This window comes from Micromonospora sp. NPDC048040 (assembly GCF_055587185.1).
Genome location: NZ_JBVJGT010000055.1, coordinates 24,357 through 45,348 on the forward strand (window position 1 = coordinate 24,357; position 20,992 = coordinate 45,348).

The 20,992-nt window shown below is 68.7% G+C and carries 19 protein-coding genes; 11 read left to right on the forward strand and 8 right to left on the reverse strand.

Annotation, left to right across the window (positions count from 1 at the left end; translation table 11 throughout):
* Window positions 1-146: 146 nt before the first annotated feature.
* The 4 genes from ACZ6O2_RS30675 to ACZ6O2_RS30690 form a co-directional block, all read right to left on the reverse strand.
* Window positions 147-971: an SAM-dependent methyltransferase gene (locus ACZ6O2_RS30675; protein WP_350705351.1), complete on the reverse strand. Its 825-nt coding sequence runs from the start codon at window positions 969-971 to the stop codon at window positions 147-149.
* A 117-nt stretch (window positions 972-1,088) separates the two neighbouring features.
* Complete coding sequence (locus ACZ6O2_RS30680; protein ID WP_466025327.1) at window positions 1,089-2,066, reverse strand: ATP-binding protein; 978 nt, start codon at window positions 2,064-2,066, stop codon at window positions 1,089-1,091.
* Between the two features lie 139 nt (window positions 2,067-2,205).
* Window positions 2,206-3,285 (reverse strand): LLM class flavin-dependent oxidoreductase, encoded by a 1,080-nt coding sequence (locus ACZ6O2_RS30685; protein ID WP_466025328.1) that lies wholly within the window; start codon window positions 3,283-3,285, stop codon window positions 2,206-2,208.
* Window positions 3,275-3,667: an SCO5389 family protein gene (locus tag ACZ6O2_RS30690; protein WP_466025329.1), complete on the reverse strand. Its 393-nt coding sequence runs from the start codon at window positions 3,665-3,667 to the stop codon at window positions 3,275-3,277. Before ACZ6O2_RS30690 ends, ACZ6O2_RS30685 begins: the two co-directional genes overlap by 11 nt.
* 214 nt (window positions 3,668-3,881) lie before the next feature.
* Here ACZ6O2_RS30690 and ACZ6O2_RS30695 point away from each other — a divergent pair, with 214 nt between their 5' ends.
* From ACZ6O2_RS30695 to ACZ6O2_RS30705, 3 genes are all read left to right on the forward strand, one after another.
* Complete coding sequence (locus tag ACZ6O2_RS30695) at window positions 3,882-4,490, forward strand: hypothetical protein (RefSeq protein WP_466025330.1); 609 nt, start codon at window positions 3,882-3,884, stop codon at window positions 4,488-4,490.
* A 271-nt stretch (window positions 4,491-4,761) separates the two neighbouring features.
* Complete coding sequence (locus tag ACZ6O2_RS30700) at window positions 4,762-5,517, forward strand: cyclase family protein (RefSeq protein WP_466025331.1); 756 nt, start codon at window positions 4,762-4,764, stop codon at window positions 5,515-5,517.
* A gap of 520 nt (window positions 5,518-6,037) precedes the next feature.
* On the forward strand, window positions 6,038-6,889 hold the full coding sequence (locus ACZ6O2_RS30705) for a GNAT family N-acetyltransferase (protein WP_466025332.1): 852 nt from the start codon (window positions 6,038-6,040) through the stop codon (window positions 6,887-6,889).
* A gap of 624 nt (window positions 6,890-7,513) precedes the next feature.
* On the opposite strand, the gene ACZ6O2_RS30710 is transcribed toward ACZ6O2_RS30705, so the two are convergent.
* Complete coding sequence (locus ACZ6O2_RS30710; RefSeq protein ID WP_466025333.1) at window positions 7,514-9,916, reverse strand: hypothetical protein; 2,403 nt, start codon at window positions 9,914-9,916, stop codon at window positions 7,514-7,516.
* Between the two features lie 172 nt (window positions 9,917-10,088).
* Between ACZ6O2_RS30710 and ACZ6O2_RS30715 the strand changes: the two genes are divergently transcribed.
* The 6 genes from ACZ6O2_RS30715 (at window position 10,089) to ACZ6O2_RS30740 (ending at window position 17,564) form a co-directional block, all read left to right on the forward strand.
* A complete protein-coding gene (locus ACZ6O2_RS30715; protein ID WP_466025334.1) occupies window positions 10,089-11,132 on the forward strand; it encodes a LacI family DNA-binding transcriptional regulator in 1,044 nt (347 codons plus the stop codon).
* Window positions 11,129-12,724, forward strand: a complete 1,596-nt coding sequence (locus ACZ6O2_RS30720; RefSeq protein ID WP_466025335.1) for an FAD-dependent oxidoreductase — start codon at window positions 11,129-11,131, stop codon at window positions 12,722-12,724. The genes ACZ6O2_RS30715 and ACZ6O2_RS30720 overlap by 4 nt, the downstream gene beginning before the upstream one ends.
* Before the next feature lie 14 nt (window positions 12,725-12,738).
* Window positions 12,739-14,013 carry an ABC transporter substrate-binding protein gene (locus ACZ6O2_RS30725; RefSeq protein WP_466025336.1) on the forward strand — a complete coding sequence of 425 codons (1,275 nt, stop codon included), beginning with the start codon at window positions 12,739-12,741 and terminating at the stop codon, window positions 14,011-14,013.
* On the forward strand, window positions 14,010-14,969 hold the full coding sequence (locus tag ACZ6O2_RS30730; RefSeq protein WP_350705329.1) for a carbohydrate ABC transporter permease: 960 nt from the start codon (window positions 14,010-14,012) through the stop codon (window positions 14,967-14,969). Before ACZ6O2_RS30725 ends, ACZ6O2_RS30730 begins: the two co-directional genes overlap by 4 nt.
* Window positions 14,959-15,828, forward strand: coding sequence for a carbohydrate ABC transporter permease (locus ACZ6O2_RS30735; RefSeq protein WP_466025337.1), 870 nt, complete (start codon window positions 14,959-14,961; stop codon window positions 15,826-15,828). Before ACZ6O2_RS30730 ends, ACZ6O2_RS30735 begins: the two co-directional genes overlap by 11 nt.
* A 107-nt stretch (window positions 15,829-15,935) precedes the next feature.
* Complete coding sequence (locus ACZ6O2_RS30740) at window positions 15,936-17,564, forward strand: glycoside hydrolase family 13 protein (RefSeq protein ID WP_466025344.1); 1,629 nt, start codon at window positions 15,936-15,938, stop codon at window positions 17,562-17,564.
* A gap of 66 nt (window positions 17,565-17,630) precedes the next feature.
* Here the strand turns inward: ACZ6O2_RS30740 and ACZ6O2_RS30745 are convergent, their stop codons facing one another.
* The 3 genes from ACZ6O2_RS30745 to ACZ6O2_RS30755 all read right to left on the reverse strand — a co-directional run bounded on the left by ACZ6O2_RS30745 (window position 17,631) and on the right by ACZ6O2_RS30755 (window position 19,504).
* Complete coding sequence (locus ACZ6O2_RS30745; protein WP_466025338.1) at window positions 17,631-18,314, reverse strand: TMEM175 family protein; 684 nt, start codon at window positions 18,312-18,314, stop codon at window positions 17,631-17,633.
* Between the two features lie 99 nt (window positions 18,315-18,413).
* Window positions 18,414-19,088: a DUF2278 family protein gene (locus ACZ6O2_RS30750; RefSeq protein ID WP_466025339.1), complete on the reverse strand. Its 675-nt coding sequence runs from the start codon at window positions 19,086-19,088 to the stop codon at window positions 18,414-18,416.
* Window positions 19,089-19,306: 218 nt separating this feature from the next.
* A complete protein-coding gene (locus tag ACZ6O2_RS30755; protein WP_466025340.1) occupies window positions 19,307-19,504 on the reverse strand; it encodes a DMT family transporter in 198 nt (65 codons plus the stop codon).
* Here ACZ6O2_RS30755 and ACZ6O2_RS30760 point away from each other — a divergent pair.
* Both ACZ6O2_RS30760 and ACZ6O2_RS30765 read left to right on the forward strand, forming a co-directional pair.
* Window positions 19,494-19,988, forward strand: coding sequence for a TetR/AcrR family transcriptional regulator (locus ACZ6O2_RS30760; RefSeq protein WP_466025341.1), 495 nt, complete (start codon window positions 19,494-19,496; stop codon window positions 19,986-19,988). The two genes, ACZ6O2_RS30755 and ACZ6O2_RS30760, sit on opposite strands and share 11 nt — an antisense overlap.
* Window positions 19,989-20,182: 194 nt before the next feature.
* On the forward strand, window positions 20,183-20,749 hold the full coding sequence (locus tag ACZ6O2_RS30765; RefSeq protein WP_466025342.1) for a sugar O-acetyltransferase: 567 nt from the start codon (window positions 20,183-20,185) through the stop codon (window positions 20,747-20,749).
* The last annotated feature ends 243 nt before the right edge of the window (window positions 20,750-20,992 follow it).

The following is a 20,992-nucleotide window of genomic DNA, read 5'->3' on the forward strand; positions in this document are numbered from 1 at the left end:
AACAACCGCGTGGTGATGGCCCCCACGGGCCATCACCACGCGGGGCGGCCATCACGTACCGGGGAGCGTTTCGACCTGCGGCCCAATCATGAACAGGGAAGGCAGCGAGGGGAACGCCTGACAGCCGAGGCGACCGACGTTGAAGGTCAGGGCTTGCGGGCGACGCCGGCCCAATAGTAGGCCGCGTGCGGGTCGTCCGAGCCGGCGTCATCGGGCCGCCACGCCATGACGGGCACGATGCCCGGCTCGATCAACTCCCACCCGTCGAAGAACCGCTCCACCTCGGCGCGGGTGCGCGGCACCAGCGTCATGTGGCCCTGATTGGCGGCGGCCACCGCCGCGCCCATCTCCGAGGGGTTGAAGTCCTGGGTCGGGTGGGTGATGGCCAGGTAGCTGCCGGAGGGCAAGGCCCGCATGATGGTACGCAGCTTCTCCCCCGGCTCGTCCTCGTCGCGCAACAGCATGAGCACCGCGATGAGCGTGAGTGCCACGGGCCGGCTCAGGTCCAGCGTGTCGGTGAGGCGGTCGGCGAGGATCGTCTCCGGCCGGCGCAGGTCGGCGTGGATGTACTCACTGCGCCCCTCCTCGCTGCTAATCATCAGCGCCCGGGCGTGCGCCAGCACAATCGGATCGTTGTCTACGTACACCACCCGGGTCTCGGGCGCCAGCGCCTGGGCGACCTCGTGCAGGTTCGGCCGGGTGGGGATGCCGGTGCCGATGTCGAGAAACTGGCGGATTCCGGCCTCGGTCACCAGGTAGCGGGCCACCCGGTGGACGAACCGCCGGTTCTCGGCGGCCATCATCCGCAGGTTGGGGATCGCCTCGATCAACGCGCCGCCCACCGCCCGGTCGACGGCGAAATTGTCCTTTCCCCCGAGCCACCAATCGTAGACCCGGGCCGAGTGCGGTACGGAGACGTCCACACCGGTGGGCGGAATCTCCTCAGTACGGCTTCCGGCGTGACGCGTCACGGTCGACTCCCTCGAAGAGGCCGGGATGGACGTGCGTAGCCTAGAGGACGCCCATCCGCCCCGCGATCCGGTCCTGTTCGGAGGGTGAGCGCGCTTCCGCCGGTCAGGCCGCGAGAGTTAGGAGATGACAGCGATTGGTGCGCTGAGCGCCTGCGGCCCCATCCGGAAATCGGGATCGATCTGCGTGGTCAGGTCGACACCAGCGCGGTTGTTGGCCCAGGCCGCGGCGTTGCGCCGGTGGAACTCGTGGGCCCAACGGGTGAAAGCCGCCCAGTCCTGGAGCGTGCCGTCAACAGTGTCGCTCACGTGTCCGAGCACGGCCCGGTTGGCTGCCTCCAGCTCGTCCAGCGGCCTGACCGTGCCGCGTTCGGCGCGGCGGACGTACGCGGAGCGGCTCACCCAGGTCAGCAGGTCGGCACCGACGTGTTCGCGTAGGAACTCCACATCCGTGGTGTCCTCCACCTTGTTGCCGATCACGGACAGGGCGACGCCGTAGTCGCGGGCGTAGCCGGCGTACTGGCGGTAGACGCTGACGCTGCGCACGGTCGGTTCGCAGATCAGGAAGGTGCGGTCGAAGCGGGTGAACAGCCCCGAGGCGAAGGAGTCGGCGCCGGCGGTCATGTCCACCACCACGTACTCGCCGGGCCCGTCGAGCATGTGGTTGAGCAACAGCTCGACGGCGCCGACCTTCGAGTGGTAGCAGGCCACGCCGAGGTCGTCGGCGGTGAACTCGCCGGTCACCGCCATGCGCACCCCACCGACGGTGCGGACGCAGGCATGGTAGATCGGGTTGTCCTCCACCACTCGCAGCAGCCGAGAGCCGGAGCCTGGAGGAGTCGTCTTCACCATCTCGGCGGCGGAGGCGATGCGGGGATTGTCGCCGCGAAGGTATTCCTTGATCGCGGGTAGGTGCTCGCCCAGCGGGGTCATCGTCATGGCGACGTGGGCGGGTTCGCCGAGGGCCACCGCGAGGTGCTGGTTGATGTCGGCGTCGATGGCCAGCACGGGCCGGCCCTCCGCCCCGAGGTGGCGGGCGTACAGCGCGGCGAGCGTGGTCTTTCCGCTGCCGCCCTTGCCGACGAACGCAACCTTCATCGCTCCTGCCCCTCGCAGGCGCTAACGATAATCGTTGTCATGAGCGACACTGTAGTCGCTCGCGCCGGCGTCCGGAGGTCCACTCGCCGAGCCCGGGCACTATCACGATGAAGCGGGAGATATCGGCGCCGCGCGCGCGTCACGCCCCCTCGGCGGGCTGCGCTCCTCGGGCAGATGTCCGGGCGGGCAGGTCGAGGACATCAGCGGCCAGACGGGCGATCGTCTTCAGAGTGTGGTCACGCCCTCCCGCCGCCTCCACCATGAACAGCAGGTGCCGCACGCCGGGTAGGGCGGCGGCCAGGGTGAGCGCCTCCCGGCATCGGCGGGGGGAGCCCACCGGATGGATGTCGATCAGGCGCTCCACGTAGGCGTTCAGGTCCCGTTGCCCCGCGGGGGCGCCGTCCAGACGGACGTACTCCCGGGTTCCGGCCAGCAATGCGGGAAGGCCGGCGCGCACGGCCCGCGCTGCCTGTTCGTCGCCGTCCTCGACGTGGGCCAGGTGGGCGCTGGCGTGGGCGACGGCGTCGGGGTCGTGGCCGTGGGCGGCGGCCTCCCGCGCGTAGCGGTCGAACAGATTCCGCTTCTCGGTCAGGTCGGCGTGCAGGCCGAGCAGGAGCGGCAGGCCGTGCCGTGCGGCCAACTCAACGGTGGTGGGCGAGGTCGCGGCGATCCAGACGGTCATCCGACGGCGGGGGCGGGGCACCACCGGCACCGGCCGGAACGGGAACCGCAGGTTGCCGCCCACCGTCGGCTCCCCCGACAGCCACCGCGTCAGGATCTCCAACGAATCGCCGAAACCGTTGTCGAACCGGTCCGGACCGATGCCGAAGACCTCGAGGTCCACCCAGGGGCCTCCCCTACCGACGCCCAACCGGAACCGGCCGCCGGACAGTTCGTCGAGCAGCACCGCTTCCTCGCCGAGGGCGACCGGGTGGCGGTTCGACAGGATGCAGGCCGCGGTGCCGACGTCGATGGTGCGGGTGGCGCCCAGCAGGTGCGCGGCGAAGGTGATCGCCGAGGGGCACACGCCGTAGGAGATGAAGTGGTGCTCGGCGATCCAGACGCCGTCGTATCCGGCGGCCTCCGCCGCGCGACCGTAGTGATGGGCGTCGGTGAGGGCTTGGGCGTGGGTGCCGCCGAGTCGGTGCCCGGCGAGCAGAAACAGGTGCGTGCGTACGCCCCGTCCTGCCCGCCGGGTCACGATCGGGTCAGCAGTCACGCAGCTCGGGTGACTGGTTGAGCAGTTGGCCGCGGGTGGAGATGAAGCGGCGGTAGGTGTCGGAGTCGACGGCGGACGGGCGGAACGCCGCCACGCGGTGGCAGTTCTGGAAGGCGAGCTTGACGCCGAAGTGGCGTTCCAGGCTGGATCTGATGGCATCGCTGGCCAGGGCGCGCAGCAGTTGGCCCCGCTCCGCCTCACTCGGCGGAGGAATGACGTTGTCGGCGAACTCGGCTTCGGACGACTTCAGATCCGCCGCCACCTGGCTGACGGTTTGCCAGGCGTAGGGCAGCGAGTCGCGTACGCAGGCCACGAACGCCTCGTCGTCCACGGGTCCTGACTCGGCGGCCTGCAGCAGGCTCGGCGGCACGGTGAGAGACATGCTCCTCCTCAGACACGTTAACGGTCATGATTGTCGTTACCGTTGCAGAGTGAGCACATCATGTGACCGTCCGCGACGTCAACCACCCGGCGGCAGGGCCAGGGCAGCGAGTCGCGGCGGCTCCCCGGTTCCTCGGGTAGGCCGCGTGACCGAGCGGGAGGCTGGCGAGTTGAGCCACGGATGACCCCTGGTCGACCCACGGACGGTGAGGTGCATGGACGACGGAGAACGCGAGCAGGCGCTGCTCACCGCCCTGACCACCGAGCATTTCGTGCTTCAGACCTCGCGCAGCGCGACCGTCACCGAGTCGGTGGGCCGGGCGACCGTCTTCCTGTCGATGCTCTCCGCCGCGCTGATCGGGCTCGGTTTCGTCGCCAACAACGCCGCGCTCGTCCGGCCGTACCTCGGGGCGGTGCTGCCGACGCTGGTGATCACCGGGCTGCTCACATTTCTGCGGCTGGTGCAGAACATGGTGGAGAACGAGCTGGATCTCGCGCGGATCCAGCGAATCCGGGCGTACTACCATCGCCGGCTGGCCGGCGAGCACGACTTCTTCGCCGACGCGGTGCAGGGCGAGGACATCATGCGGGCGACCTGGGCGGCGGTCGGTAACGCGCCCCGCCGGGCGCAGCTGCTGCTGACTACGGCGGCGATGGTGGGCGCGGTGAACGCGTTGCTGGTGGGGCTCGCGGTCACGCTGCTGGCCGGGCTCGCGGGGCTGTCGACCGGGCTCGCGATCGGCGTCGGCACCGCGTTGGCTCTGCTGGCCTTCGCCGCCCAGGTCGCCTACATCAACCGTGAGTCGATCTCACAGCCCGGGTAGGGGTTACCCGGGCTGTGGCACCCACCTGCGGTGGCCTCGAACCGCATGACCGGAGGAGTCGATGCTGGGATGACGGCAGGGCGACCGATGCCCACACAGGACGACGTGCTCGGATACTTCAACACGCTGTCGAACTGGGGACGGTGGGGCGACGAGGACGAGCTCGGAACTCTGAACCACATCACCGACGACGTCCCGGCTGGCGGCGGCACGGGCCGTGCGCCACGGCAGGAGCGTGTCCTGCGCATGGGAGGTTGTCGTACCGGAAGACATGGAGCGGTCGACGACGACGTGCCCGTGCGCCGCCGACATGCCGGGTGCCGAGAACATGCCGGTTCCCGCCTTCCACGCCGATCGGCGCTGGGGCCTTTCGTCCGAGCGGCTCGGCATCACGTTCCACGGCAACACCATCACCCACGTCGACTCGCCGTGCCACATCTTCTGGGACGGCACGATGTACAACGGGCGGTCGCACTCGTTGGTCGACGCCGCAACGGGATCGGCGTGGGCGGCCGTCACGGCGGCGGCCAACGGGATCATCACGCGCGGTGTCCTGCTGGACATTGCGAGGGTCCGCGATGTGCCGTGGTTGGAACCGGGGCAGGGTGTGTTTCCCGACGATCTCGAGGAGGCCGAGCGTCGCCAGGGTGTACGGGTGCGATCCGGCGATGCGGTACTCCTGCGGACCGGCTATGGCCGCGTCCGGCACGAGGCCGGTGAGGCCAGCGGTTTCACGCGGGCCGGCTGGCACGCGTCCTGCCTGCCGTGGCTGCATGAACGCGACGTCGCGCTGATCGGCGCTGACACCCCCCAGGACGTTCAGCCGTCGGGGTACGAAGACGTGTTGATGCCGGTTCACGCCGTGAGTCTCGTCGCGATGGGTCTGTGGCTGCTCGACAACTGCGACCTGGAGGTGTGCGCGACAACGGCTGCCGAGCTCGGCCAGTGGGACTTCCACCTCGCAGTCGCGCCGGTCCGCTTCGCCGGTACGTCCGGCAGCCCGGTCAACCCGATCGCCACATTCTGACCGCGGTTCACGAGGCGGTGCGATGCCATGAACGGCCCGACCCGCACCTGAAACGCGGTCGTGGTCGGTGAGGACACGCCGTGCCGGTCGGGAACCAGGCGGCACGAACGTCTCAAGGCGTACGCGGCGCGAGGTTGAGTCGGGAGCGGTGGACAGCACGTACTGCTCGGCGAGCCAGGCCAGCAGTTGCCGGTCGCGCCGGGTCAGCCGGCGCAGGTAGGACAGGACAGTCGGTGAGCCTTGGTGGAACGCCGATGAGCCGCAATAGCTCGACGGCGTAGCCGTGGCCCGTCCCGGCGGGATCGGCCGTCCACGCAAACGGCTGGACTCCCTCTCGGCGGACAAGGCTTACCGCTCGGCCAGCAACCGCCGGGCGCTACGCGCCCGACGCCCCCACGACAGCCCGTGCAGCGGCTCTGCAGGTCGGTGAAGTCCGCCTTGGGCCGCCCTCCACGGCGCCCTCCGCCCGACGACATCGCCTGACAAACCGGCCCCGGGGGCTACCGAGGAAAGAATTCCAGTGCACAGCGATTACCGCCATGATGCGATGACCTCAATGAACGAAGCAAAGCACCCCGACTGCACCGTTCCCGACCTGCTGGCCGAGATGGAACGGAACCTTGCCGAGCACGCATGTCACCTGCACCGTCACATGCCGGGCTCGACCGTCACGGAGACGGACGACCTCCTGATCGCCGACAGCGGACTGGCCGACGACACGTTCAACATCGTCGCGGCGGCGAGGCTGCGTACGGACACCGCCCGCACCCGGGTCAGGGAGACGGTCCAGGCCCTTGCCGCCACGGGCCGGCCCTTCTCCTGGTGGGTGGGCCCTGCCTCCGCACCGGCACAACTGGCCTCATTGCTCGAGGAAGCCGGTCTCGCGGCGTCGGAGACCGAGACGGGCATGTGGACGGAACTGAACGCGGCACCACCCCGACCGCACCTTCAAGGCCTGGACATCCATCCTGTGACGAACCCCAGGCAGCTCGCCGAGTACGCGACCGTCCTCGCCGCCAACTGGGATCCGCCAGCCGCCACTGTGCGCCGCTTCTTCGCCGATGCCGCCGAGTGGGCACTCGCCCCCGGCTGCCCCGCCCGTTACCTGGTCGGCTACGTTGACGGCCACCCGGTCAGCTCGGCCGAGGTCTTCCTGCACGGGAAGGTCGCCGGGATCTACAACATCGCGACCCTGGCGGCTGACCGCCGACGCGGATACGGCGGCGCCATGACCCTGGCGACCCTTCGCACCGCCTACGACGCGGGTTATCGCACGCTGGTCCTGCAGGCGTCCTCGGACGGTGAACCCGTTTACCGCCGCCTCGGTTTCAAGCCGTGCGGCGGATTCACCGAGTACGCCGTCACGCCGTGACGTTTGTTCGGCACGCAGACGCCGAATGCGGCGCCGCTCCCTGGCCACTCCCGGAGCAAGCCCTGATCCCCTGGTTCCAGGTCGACGCTGGCGAGGTGGCCGGCGACCGACCGCTGCCCGTGCAGCCGTTCCTGCTGTGTCCCCAGGAGGCGACAGCCTGGGTCGGCACGCTGGACCTCTCCGCGGTGCAGGTCCTGCTGCCGGTTCAGGGGCTCGGCGCCCCGCCGGACAGCAGGACACCAGGTGCGCGGTGGTGGGGAACACGGGCATGGTCACTCCGATCTCGGCGATGAGTTCTTACGCCGAGCGGCGCCCGACGCCGAGGACCCCATCGAACTTGTTCGGGTGATCGCACTGTCTGTTGTGGGCGGGCAGGGTGTGGCGCTTGTGTCTGTTGATGAGATCGTCGGGTGGTGGGCGGGTCTGGATGATCTGTTGGCGCGGTTCGCGCACCGTTTCGGACGTGCGGAGCCGCGCCGGCAGGCGCTGAGATACCTGGTCGGCTGCTGTCGCCCTAGCGAGCAAGAACGGATGGACGCTGGCCGAGGGGCCGACGGCCCGGACCTTACGGTCCGGGCCGTCGGGGTGTCGCGGGGTGTCGCTGGCGTCGCGCCCGGGACAGCTTCAGCCGGGCCGGCGCCGCAACTGCCGGCGCCGCCGCGCCCTTTCCTCGGGAACGCGGAGCACGCCCGGCGCGACCCAGGTGCCCGCGTCGTCGCGAGCGCCGACGAGGGCGAGCCCGTAGAAGACGCGCGGTGCGCCATCCAGGACGAGCGACACGGTGCGGCCGGTCGCCGGCAGCTCGGTGACCTGCCCGATGGAGTCGACCTGGCGCACTGAATCAGCCTTCGCGACGGCCATGATCTCGGTCTTTGTCGGCCACGGGTCGACCCAGACCTCCGGGGCCGGGAAGTGCCACCCGCTCGGGTCGTGATCGGGGTTGAGCAGGTAGCCGTCGGCGCGGTTCCACAGCACCGCCGCCTCGCCGTCCGGAGTGTCGAAGAGCAGCCCCTTGGTCTCCGGGTCGGCGAACGTGAGCCATCCGATGAAGTCGGCCCGGTCGAGCAGCCGCGCCGCGTTCGCGTAGGCCAGGAGCGACGGCTTTGCGCTGAGGTCACGGTTCGTCAGGCCGAAGTGGTACTCGACGTTGCCCGGGTCGGCCACCTGCGGGTTGCCGAGGACGCTGTCGTGGAACTGGTACCAGCAGACCCCGCGTACCCCTTCCGCCTTGGCGAGCGCGAGGGTGAGGAAGACGTTCTCCGCCGCGTGCCGGTAGGTGTCGTTCCACCAGGCGTTCGGCCGGGTGCACGCGTACGCCTCGGTCAGCCAGATCTCCTTCTCGCCGTACTCGGCCATGAGTGCCTTGAGTTGCCGCAGGCCGCCGAGGAAGTTCCAGTAGGTTCCCGTGCTTCCCGCGTCCCAGTCGTCACCGTCCGGCACGTAGTCGGGGGTGAAGTTGCCCCGCCCCGGGTGGTAGGCGAAGGCGTCGATGAGGTCCCAGCCACCGCCTGCGTAGAAGTTCTCGAGCCACGGCTTGTCCATGCCCGCCAGGCCGTTGTTCATGATTTTGATCGGCGCCCCGATCGCGGCGGCACGATCCGCCACCGGGCGCAGCGCCTTGTCGATGTAGGCCTGTGCCGCCAGCCCGGTGTTGAACGGGCGATTGAGCTCGTTGCCAACCTCGAAGTAGCCTGCCCCCGCATCGAGCGCCGTCGCCAGGCTGGCCGCGGCCCAGGCTGCTGCCTGCTCGTCGGTGACCTCCAGGGATGGCTGGAGTTCGATGTTGTGGCGCATCCCCCGCTCGTCGAAGGCGCTCGGCGGCAGGCCCGGTCCCCCGGCATACGAGATGCGGACGACACTGACCCCGACGGCTTGCCACAGGTCGAGCAGCGCGTCGGCGGACGGCCGCTGCAGCCACGGATAGTTGGCCATGCCGAACATGCTCGATGCACCCGCCTCGTACGTGTGCGGTTCGAGCACAGCGAGATTCGTGCGGGCGAAGGCCTCGTCCCCTCCTGACGACGCCGTGACCTCACAGACGCAGATGCCTGCGGGCGGGGCCGGGAGGCGGAACGTGTGCTCCCGTGCCGCCCGCGCGGGGACGGCGATCTGCGCGACGTCCGCGGCGAGCTGCGCGCCGTTGAAGTCCCGGACCCACCACGTCAGGTTGACGACCCGGTCGCCGGCGCCGCCGTTCGCGACCAGGGCCGTCACCTCCATCGGCTCGCCTCCGGCCTGCCAGATGTTGAAGTCGCGGTTTGTCCACAGCTCGATGCCGAGGTCGCGACCGCGACCGATGGTCGCCGTCGCCGAGGGTCGGGTCGTGCTGAAGAAGAAGTCCGCCTCGCTCCGGAACGTCCCGTCACCCTGGGAAGCTCCTGGCGCGTGGACCCACGTCGAGTTCGTCCAGCCCTGTCGGGAACGCTGCAGGAGGAACATGCCGTGGAGGTTCGCCCACGTCGACACGTGCGCGACGCCCGAGGTCACCTCGTACGGGATGCCGCCCCCGCCGTCTCGCACCCACTCGGTCACCGCGACGTAGTCGTCCGGCTCCGTCGGGCTGAGGATCGCCCGGCTGAAGAGGAACCCCTCAGGCACGAGGGTCTCGGGGCCCGAGATGTGCCACTCGAGGTGTGCGCGGTCGGTCGACACCGACACGAGGGCGTGGACGGCGACCCCGCCCGCCGCCGAGCCGAAGGTGTAGTCCATGCGGATCATCGGCGATCCGTCCGCGCCTTCGACGAGGCTCGGGAGGCCGCCGGTCGACACGTGGATCCCCGTGATCCGGTCCTTGACCTGGAACCGCGACCCCTGCGATCGGACGGTGCCAGCCCCGTCCCGGATCGCGAGGCGCCCACCGGCACTCCCGACGACGCTGATCCCCGCCGCCGACAGCACGATGTCGCCCTCGCTGGCGGCGGCGCTCACCGGGCTCGGCTCGGCCATGAGGAGCACTCCCCCGACGATGGTCGCTCCGAGGAACCCGCGCCGGGTCAGGCCGGGCTGTTGGGGCCGTGGTGACGCCATGGTGGCCTTCCTCTCCCCGGCGAACGCCGGGTGATAATGCGTATTGGCGGATGAGCCGGCGCCATCGTCGACTGCCGGCGGTGGCGCCGTCAAGACTCTTGCGCGACACCGCTGATACGGATTATCTTCACCATCCCCGGATGCAGATACGGATTATCACGGTGGAGACCACATGACGTCCAAGTCCCGCAAGATCACTCAACGCGAGATCGCCCGCATCGCCGGCGTGAGCCAGACAACCGTGTCGACAGTCCTCAACGACCGGGAAGGGTCCACCGCGCGCATCCCTGCGGCGACACGCGCGCGGGTCATGGAGGCGATCGAGCGATCGGCCTACGTCGCCGACCCGGCGGCGCGGCGCCTCGCGGGCCTGGACAACCAGATCATCGGCGTCTTCACGTACGAGCCCGCCCTCTCCCCGGAGAGCATGGACTTCTACGGGCCGCTGCTCAACGGCATCGAGCGCAGCGCCGAAACGCTCGGCTGCGACCTCCTCTTCTTCACCAGCTCCCCGGTCCAAGACGGGAGGCGCAAGCTGTTCCACCGCAGGACTCGCCTGGGGCTCGCGGACGGCTGCATCCTCCTCGGCCAGGAGATGGACGGGGCCGATCTCGATCGACTCGTCGACGAGCGCTTCCCCTTCGTAGCGGTGGGACGCCGGGACGAGACGGACGCTCGGGTCCCGTACGTCGGGATCGACTACGCGGCCCCGACCGTGGACCTCATTGACCGGGCGGTCGGGCTGGGCCACGAACGGGCCGTCTACGTCCACCGCGGTCGCGAGACCGCCACGGCGCGCGACCGGCGGGGGGCCGTGCAGTCCCCCGCCGCCACGCGCCGGATCCGGACGACCCTCGTCACCGACGAGGACCTGACCGCCGTGGCCGGGACCGTGCGCGACGCGGGGGCGACGCTCGTCCTCGCCGAGGACGCCTTCCTCGCCGAGGACGTCGTCCACGTCCTGCAGACCGAGGGCTTCGACGTGCCGAACGCTGTCTCCGTTGCCGCTCTCGCCGAAGTACGAGGGCACCGCATCGGCGAGCGCGCCCTCACCGGTTTCCACGTGCGGCGCAGGCAGGTCGCCGCGGAGGCGCTCGCCCTGCTCCAGCGGCTCATCACAACAGCGCCCGAGGAGTGGGACGCCCTCGACACCCAGCGCCTCCTCAGCGCGGATCTCGAGGCCGGCGAGACCGTCGTCGAACGGCGGCCGGCATGAGGACTCTCACCGCCGACGTCGCGGTCATCGGCGGCGGGCTCGGCGGCGTCGCGGCCGCCCTCGCCGCCCTCCAGCGCGGCATGCGCGTCGTGCTGACCGAGGAGCATGAGTGGCTCGGCGGCCAGTTGACGTCCCAGGCCGTCCCGCCCGACGAGCACGTGTGGGTCGAGCAGTTCGGCGTCACCGCCCGCTACCGCTCGCTTCGGGAGGGGATCCGCTCCTACTACCGGTCCTTCTACCCCCTGTCGGAGGAGGCTCGCACGGACCGCACGCTCAACCCCGGCCGGGGACGCGTCAGCGCGCTGTGCCATGAGCCGAGAGTCGCTGTCGCGGTCATCGACCAGTTGCTCGCGCCCTATCGCTCCAGCGGACGACTCGTGCTGGTGCAGCAGGCACGCCCGGTCGACGCGGTCGTCGTCGACGACACGGTCCGCTCCGTCGTGGTCGCGGACGTTCGGTCCGGAGATCTCACCACCGTATCGGCGCCCTTCGTGCTCGACGCAACGGAGACCGGCGATCTGCTCCCACTGACCAACACCGAGTACGTCGTCGGCGCCGAATCACGGACCGAGACCGGCGAGCCGAGCGCGCCGGAACTGGCCGACGCGAGCAACGTGCAGGCCATTGCCTGGTGCTTCGCGTTCGACCACGCGCCCGGCGACCACACGATCGAGCGCCCGGCCAACTACGACGAGTGGCGTCAGCACGAGCTGCCCTTCTGGGGAGCGCCGATGCTGTCGTTCACCGCCCCGAATCCGCGAACCCTGGAGCCGGAGGCGCGTACGCTCCACGTCAACCCCGAGCAGGACCCGACCGGCGACCCGCGCGTCGACCCGGGCGACCGCGACCTATGGCAGTTCCGCAGGATCGCCTGTCGGCGCAACTTCCGACCCGGCTTCTACGAGAGCGACATCGTTCTGGCCAACTGGCCGCAGCTCGACTACGTCGGCGGCTCGATCATCGACGTCGCCGACCGGGAAAAGCACCTCGCCGCCGCGAAGGCCCAGTCCCAGGCGTACTTCTACTGGCTGCAGACCGAGGCACCGCGACCTGACGGGGGGCGTGGCTGGCCGGGTCTCCGCCTTCGCGGCGACGTCGTGGGCACCGATGACGGCTTCGCCCAGGCCCCGTACATCCGCGAGTCACGACGGATCCGCGCCCACCGGACCATCGTCGAGCAGGACGTCTCCGTCGCCGTCCGCGGTCACGGAGATCCAGCGCGCTTCGAGGCGTCCGTCGGCGTCGGGATGTACCGCATCGACCTTCACCCCTCCACGGGGGGCGACAACTACATCGACGTCGAGTGCGCGCCCTTCGAGATCCCCCTCGGGGCGCTCGTACCCCTGCGCACCACCAACCTCCTGCCCGCAGCGAAGAACATCGGCACGACGCACATCACCAACGGCGCGTACCGGCTGCACCCGGTCGAGTGGAACGTCGGCGAGGCCGCCGGCGAGCTCGCGGCCTTCTGCATCGAGCGATCCGTGCTGCCGGCCGCCGTCCTCGCCGACCAGGCCCTCGTCGCCGAGTTCCAGGCCCGCCTCGTCGAGGCGGGCGTCGAGATCCACTGGCCCCACATCACCGGCTACTAGAGAAGAGAAAGACCATGTTCACCCGAAGGAAGCTTCTCACCGCCCTCACACTCGCGACAGCCGTCGGGCTCGCCGTGTCGGGCTGCTCCGCCGCATCGCCGCAGGCCTCGTCGGCCGCGCCCGGCAGCGTCGACCTCCGCATGACGGTCTGGACGTCGAACAAGGACCAGCTGGCGCTGCTCGACTCGATCGCGCAGTCCTACAAGGCCTCCCGGCCGGCCATCAAGTCGATCACCTTCGACAGCCTCCCCTTCGCCGACTACAACTCGACGCTGACGACACAGATCGCCGGCGGCAACTCCCCGGACCTTGTCTGGATGGGTGACCTGTCGAAGGACCTCATCTCCGCCAAGGCGCTCGTCCCGCTCACCGACCGCCTCAAGGCAACACCGGAGTGGGGCTACGACGACCTCCTCGAAAGCGTCACCGCCGAGTTCTCGGCCGACGGTCAGCTCTTCGCCTACCCGTTCTCGAACTCGCCCTTCGCGCTGTACGTCAACAAGGACCTCCTCGCCCGCGCCGGGCAGAAGCTCGACCCCGCGGGCCTCACGTGGGATCGGGTCTCGGCGACCGGAGCGGCGGTCCATTCGGCGACCGGCAAGGCGGGCTTCGTCGTACGCGACTTCGACTACTCGTCGTGGAACATGTTGGCGACCGTCTGGACGGGCTGGGGCGCCTCGGCATGGTCGGCAGACGGAAAGACGTGCACCTTCAACAGCCCGCAGATGACCGACGCCATGCGCTTCCTCCACGACGCGGCCTTCGTCGACAAGTCGATGCCGGGGCCGGGGACGAAGGTCGACTTCTTCGCCGGCGACGCCGCCTTCACCGTCGCTCAGGTTTCCCGCGCGTCGCTGCTCGACGGTTCCTTCGCCTTCGACGTACTCCCCCTGCCGAAGGGCCCGGCCGGCGCCTACTCGGTGATCGGGCAGGCCGGCGTCGGAGTCCTCGCCTCCAGCCGTCACGTGGACGAGGCGACGAACTTCCTCGCATACCTGACCAACCCCGAGAACGCCCGCCTCCTAGCGCAGTACTTCCCGCCGCCGCGCGCCTCACTGCTCACCGGCGACAAGCTCGCGGAGAACAACAAGAAGCTCTCGGCCGCCCAACTGCAATCCGTCGTCGTCGACCAGCTGCGCGGCGCCGTCACCCTGCCGAACCACACGAACCCGGCCGAGGTCGCCAAGAGGGGCAAGGCTGCTCTCGACGCCCTCTGGACCGAGAACGCCGACGTACCCGCGGTGCTCGGATCAGTCTGCTCCGCCCTCGACCCCGTTCTCGCCAAGTGACGACCGGATCGCTCCGCACGGCCGGGGCGGCGCACGACGCCGCACCGGCCGCGGGGCCACCGCCACGTCGGCGTCCCGGACGCACACGGCGAGGTGAGGGCCTCGTCGGCTACCTCTTCATCGCACCGCAGTTGCTCGGCGTACTCGCCTTCGTCATCGTTCCCGTCGTCCTCGCCGTGTACTACAGCGTCCACGAATGGAACGTCTTCACGGGTCAGCTCACGTTCGTCGGGGGCGACAACTACGCGCAACTGTTCCGGGACCCGCAGCTCCCCAGCGTGCTCGGCGCGACCGCCGTTTTCTCCCTCGGCGTCGTTGTCCTCAACATCGCCCTCGGGCTGCTCCTCGCGGTCCTGCTCAACCGGCGCTTCCGCGGCTCTGTGCTCTTCCGGACCCTGTTCTTCTCCCCAGTCGTCGTCTCGGTCGTCGCCTGGACGCTCGTCTGGGGATTCCTCCTCCAGGACAACGGTGGGGTCAACGGGATGCTCACGCTCGTCGGCATCGACGGCCCGAACTGGCTCCAAAAGGGCGACACCGCCATGGCATCCGTCATCGTCACGCAGGTCATCCGCAGCGTCGGCGTCAACATGGTCCTGTTTCTGTCCGCGCTCCAAGGGGTTCCGTCAGAGCTCTACGAAGCGGCCCGCATCGACGGAGCCTCGAACCGGACGATCTTCCGGCGGATCACCCTGCCCCTCATCTCGCCGACCCTCCTGCTCACCGCGATCATCACGGTCGTCGGCGCCCTCCAGGCGTTCGCTCAGGTCGCGGTGCTCACGGAGGGCGGCCCCGGCCTGTCGACCACCGTGCTCGTCTACTACGTCTTCCAGCAGGCCTTCGAGTTCAACAACATCGGCTACGGGTCGACCCTCGCGCTCATGCTCGTCAGCTTCGTCATGCTCTTCACGCTGCTCCAGTGGCAGCTACGCCGGAAGTGGGTCTTCTATGAGGCCTGACACCGCCACCGCCCGACCCGGCCGCGGCGCCCGCTTGATCCGCCGCGCCGTCCTCGTCGGCTCGCTCGCCCTGCTCGCCACCCCGTTCGTCATCCCCACCTTGTGGATGGTCACGTCGTCGTTCAAGCCATTGAGCGAGATCTTCAAGACACCACCGACGATGTTCACCGCATCGCCGACGACCGCCTCGTACGCGGAGGTCTTCACCTTCCAACCCTTCGCGAGGCAGTACTTCAACAGCCTCTACATCGCGGCCGCGGTCACCCTCATCACGCTTGTGGCCTCGAGTCTCGCGGGCTACGCCTTCGCCAGAATCCGGTTCGCCGGACGCAATGTTCTGTTCATCGTCGTCCTCACCGGCCTCCTCGTCCCGAGCGAGGTCACCATCGTGCCGCTGTTCCAGATGTTCAAGCAGGCCGGCCTCGTCAACACCCACTGGCCGCTAATCCTCGTGACCGCCCTGGCGGCGCCCTGCGTCCTGGCGACCTTCATCATGAGGCAGTTCTTCATCGCCCTGCCGGTCGAACTCGAGGAGGCCGCCCGCCTCGACGGCTTACGGCATGCGGGGATCTGGTGGCGCATCAGCCTGCCCCTCGCGCGGCCGGCCCTGTCCGCCGTCGCCATCCTCACGTTCCTCGCTTCGTGGAACCTCTACCTCGAACCCACGGTCTACCTCACGTCACCGGAGCTGTTCACCCTGCCCCAGGCCCTGCCGCGCTACACGGACGCCTACGGCGGAGAGATGTGGAGCACCCAGCTCGCGGCAGCCACGTTGTCGGTGGTGCCCATGCTCGTCGTCTTCGTCGCAGCGCAGCGGCACTTCGTCGAGGGCATCGCGCACTCCGGGCTGAAGGGCTGACGCGATGGCGGGTATACGAGAAAGCAGGTCGCTCTGTGAGTGATGTCGAAACCCTTGAGTCGAACAAGCCGGCCGCCGGTCCGGCCGGGGTGAGCGCGGCGCGCCCGGTGCCCGCCGAATGGTGGCGTTCCGCCGTCATCTACCAGATCTACCCGCGTAGTTTCGCCGACGGCAACGGTGACGGCATCGGAGATCTGGAGGGCGTCCGCGCACACCTGGGCTACCTGGCCGGCCTCGGCGTCGATGCGATCTGGTTCAACCCCTGGTACGCCTCGCCGCAGGCGGACGCGGGCTACGACGTCGCCGACTACCGATCCATCGACCCGGTCTTCGGCACCCTGGCCGAGGCCGAGGACCTGATCCGCGAGGCGCACGCGCTCGGTATCCGGATCGTCGTCGACGTGGTGCCGAACCACTGCTCGAACGCGCATCCGTGGTTCGTGGAGGCGCTGCACGGCGGGCCGGGTTCGGCCGCGCGCGACCTGTTCTGGTTCCGCGAGGGGCGGGGCGCGGACGGGGAACTGCCGCCCAACGACTGGCAGTCCATCTTCGGCGGTCCGGCCTGGACCCGGACCATCAACCCGGACGGCAGTCCCGGCGAGTGGTATCTGCACCTGTTCGCGCCCGAGCAGCCCGACCTCAACTGGGAGCATCCGAAGGTCCGCGAGGAGTTCGAGGACGTGCTGCGGTTTTGGCTCGACCGCGGGGTGGACGGCATCCGGATCGACTCGGCCGCGCTGCTGATGAAGGACGGCGAGCTCGCCGACTTCGACCCGGACGACCTTCCGGTCCCGCACCCGTACACCGACCGGGACGAGGTGCACGACGTGTACCGGGCGTGGCGCGCGATCGCCGACAGCTACCCGGAGCCGCGCGCGCTGATCGGTGAACTCTGGCTGCCGGACGCCGAACGGCTCGCCGCGTACCTGGGCCCGGACGAACTGCACACCGCGTTCAACTTCGCCTTTCTCGGCTGCCCATGGGACGCGACCGCGCTGCGCCAGGTCATCGACGAGACCCTTGCGCTGCACGCCCCTGTCAACGCCCCGGCAACCTGGGTACTGTCCAATCACGACGTGCCTCGGCACGTGACTCGCTACGGCCGCGCCGACACGTCGTTCACTCTTCAATACCGCCAGCTCGGCGCGCCCACCGATCGGGCGCTCGGTCTGCGTCGGGCCCGCGCTGCCCTGCTGCTCAATCTGGCGCTGCCCGGCTCGGTCTACCTCTATCAGGGTGAGGAACTCGGCCTCGAGGAGGTGGAGGACATTCCCGCCGCGCTGCGCCAGGACCCGATGTTCTTCCGCACCCACGGCGAGAACCTCGGCCGGGACGGGTGCCGGGTACCCCTCCCGTGGTCGGGCCAGGAGCCGCCGTTCGGCTTCAGTCCGGCCGGTACGGCACGCGAGCCGTGGTTGCCGCAGCTGCGCGGGTGGCATGACCGTACCGTCGAGGCACAGACCGGCGACCCCGACTCCATGCTGGAGCTGTACCGTCGCGCGTTGGCCTGCCGGCGCGGGCAGCCGGCGCTCGGCGACGGCCCGTTCGCGTGGCTGCCCGCACCCGATGGGGTCCTCGCCTTCACCCGAGGGGCGCATCGAGCGTTCGCCTGTGTGGTCAACCTGTCGGGCCGCCCGATCGAGTCTCCGGTCGCCGGGACGATCGTGCTCGGCAGCGGCCCGTTGGACGAGGGCTGGCTGCCGCCGGACACCGCCGTCTGGGTGGTGCCCGGATAGCGAGACGGGACCGATCGACGGCGTCGACATTCGATCACTCAGCCATCATGATCGGCAGGACAAGAACTAGTCGGGGGTCTCGTGCTGGCGGATCGCCCGGTCGATGCGGCGGTCGGGTACGACCCACATGATCGCCACGACGACGAAACACGCCAGGGCTAGCCCAACTCCGACATGTCCGCTCCTGTCGATCAGCAGAGCGCTGAGGATCCCCGCGACGTAGAACACGGGCGAGGTCTTACCCTTGATGTCAGTGCCAATGGCCCGCCTCAGCACCGACGCCGGCCCCTGCTGCCGAATGATCACTGTCTGGAGCACGAAATATGCGATGGCCGCGCTGAGCAGGTTCAGACCGTAGATGACGACTGGGATCGGCTCAAACCTTGAGTCGTCGACCCAAGAAGTCGTTAACGGGAACAGCGACAGGCAGAACAGTAGCGCCAGGTTCGCCCACAGTACTCCGCCACTGACCTGCCGCACCAGATGGAACATATGGTGGTGGTTGTTCCAGTAGATGCCGACATAGACGAAGGTGAGGAGATACGTCAGCAGCCCGACGCCGGTCGTGCGGGCAAGGTCAGAGAGGTCGTGACCTGCCGGGACTTTGAGCTCCAGCACCGTGATCGTGATGATGATGGCAAGGACGCCGTCACTGAACGCCTCCAGCCGGTTGGTCGGCACCGCACAACCCTCCTTTTCCTCAGTCACGCGGTCGTGCACCGCGGCCTGGTAGGGGACAAACACAATCACGGCAGGCCCGTGAGGCTAGAGCGACCAGTCGGGGGCGTGCTGCTTGTAGAAGCGGGCTCGCTGCACCTCGATGCGGCCCGCTCCGTCATGGATGACGCACTACCTGGGATGCCCATCGTCGTTGGTGTCGAACGACTGCGTAGTGAACTTCGAGAGGAACAAGCAATACTGCCCGTCCGGTAGGTACACCACCGTGCCGCCGTCCTGCCACGTGCCGTTCTCGGCGTACCACTGGCTACCCAATGGGTCACCCTGGTTCTGGTGAATGTTGTGCATGCCCAGCCCGCTGGTGAACGGCTCGCCAAAGATCGCGATTCGGGCACCGATCGTGAGGATCGACTCCAGCGCCGTGGCCGCCTCCAGATTCGATCCGGCGCGCCAGGCTCGGACACCCGAGAGCCGCCCCAGAGAAATCTGTACGGGACGAGACAGCAAGCCGGAGAAGCAGCCTGCGCGGGGCCTCAGAGCGGGATGGCGCATGTAGTCCAGCGCCCCCGAGGTGGGCGTCGTGGCGACAGGGTGGTAGCCGGCAGAAACATCGAAGAGCGCTGGAAGCTGCGCCCGGTCGAGTGTCAGCACCTGCCACTGCACGCCGGTCGCCGACTGCTTGCTGTCCACGTCTACCGCGCACCGATACCGGCCCGCCGGTGCAGTCACCTCAAGGTTGACGTGAAACCACCGCCCCTGATCGTCCGGGGTGTCCCGGTGATGCGATTCCAGCATCCCTACGAGCACACCGTAGTTACCGAGCGCCATCACAGCAGTATCGGCCACCAGGCGATCCTGTCGGGTGTCAGAAACTGGGAAACCGCCCGTGAAGGTGCTGGTCCAGGGTGTCGGGAATGATCGACATTCATGTCGCTGCGTCTGCTGCATCTCGTGCTGTGCTCCACCAACTGGATGGCGGCGCTGGGTGGCATCCGGCTCAAGGGGCTGCGATGCCACCCAGCATGCGCTTCGTCGTGATCCATTGCCGCTCGCCGGTGCCGGGCTCAATGCGCGCTGGCGAGCTGGTCGGCGTGCGGCTTGAGGAGTTTCAGTCCGGCGATGAACCCGATGATCCCGGCGAGGAACAGCAGTTTGAGCACGCTGATCGACTCGCCGCCTGTGACCATCGCCCAGGCGACGGTGAAGGCGGCCCCGGCCCCGCTCCAGACGGCGTAGGCGACGCTGATCGGAATGTGCTTCACGACGTGCACCAAGGTCCGCAAGATCGCCGCTGAGGCCGGGCTGCCACCCAGCTCACTGCGCTACACCTTCCCCACCCAGGCCAGCGTGCGAATCCGGGCCTACGAGCTGGCCGTCGAGCATGTCCTGACCCGGGTCGCCACCATCCCCCAGGACGACCAATGGGCACGGAACGTCCTGCTGGAGCTCCTGCCATTGGACGAGCAGCGACGCCTGGAAATGGAGGTCTTCCTCACTCTCGGCACTGCGGCGATGACCGACACCACCCTGCGCCGCACCCACCAAGCCGCCCACCACGCAATCCACACCCTGTGCGCGCAAGCAGTGCACACCCTCGCCGTAAACCCCGGCGACGCCATCACCGAGACCGAGCGGCTACACGCCTTGATCGACGGCCTGGCCCTGCACCTCGTCCGGCAAGACCCTGCCGACGACACCACCTGGGCCGTACGCGTTCTCGACACCCACCTGGACCGGCTCGGCTGAGCCCAACCCAACTTCCATCGCGCATCCGCGTCTCAGCACGACCGGGCGCCGGTCGCGCAGACGACTGTGACGCTGCGTAGCGGCTGCTCCGCGGCAGATCCGGGCGTTCGATTAGAACCCGCTATCAAGGAGTGATGCGTTCCCTGCCGGTGGGTCGTCAACGGGTCCCTGCCTCGCTGTGCCAGCATGCCCCCGTGCGCAACGAGCAACGCCTACGAACACGGACGCCCGAGTCACGAGCCTTCGCGGAGCGCGTACAGCTCGTCATGAACCTGACCGCGCGCCTCAACGTGCTGCCGTTTGACGACCTCGACGCGCGCAGGATGGTGCTGACCGAGATCTTCGGTAAACCGATCCCAGACTCTCTGTCCATCCTGCCCCCGTTCTATTGCGACTACGGGCTTGGAGCATCGTTCGGCGAGCGTGTGTTCATCAATCAGGGATGCTTCTTCCTCGACTACGGGGGCATCACCATCGGTGACCGCGTCATGATCGGTCCCCGAGTGACTCTGAGCACGGCCGGACACCCCGTCGAGCTCGCCGAACGGTACGACTTCATCACGCACGCGCCCATCGTCATCGAGGATGACGTGTGGATCGGCGCCGCAGCCACGATCACCCCTGGAGTGACAATCGGTCGCGGCTCGGTCGTCGGCGCGGGCGCCGTTGTCGCGAAGGACGTACCACCGCTGAGTGTGGTGACGGCAACAAGCGTCGTCGAGCGAAAGCGCCTGAAGCCGACGTCTCCTGCAACCTCCTGAGGCCTGCGCCTCACCCGCGCATATCGGCAATTCAGGAAGCTCGCTCGGCTAAACGGAACCTGCGCCGTTCCGGGGAGGGTAAGAATTGCTGGGTCGAAACCAAGTCCATGACCGACCGGACCGGTGCCGAGGCGGGCGACACCGCTGACCTCGGCCCTTCGTTGAGGGCTGTCCAAGGAGTGGACTGAAAACGAAGAAGTGCCTTCTGATCAGGGAAAATAGGGCTTGTCGAGAGTCCTGTTA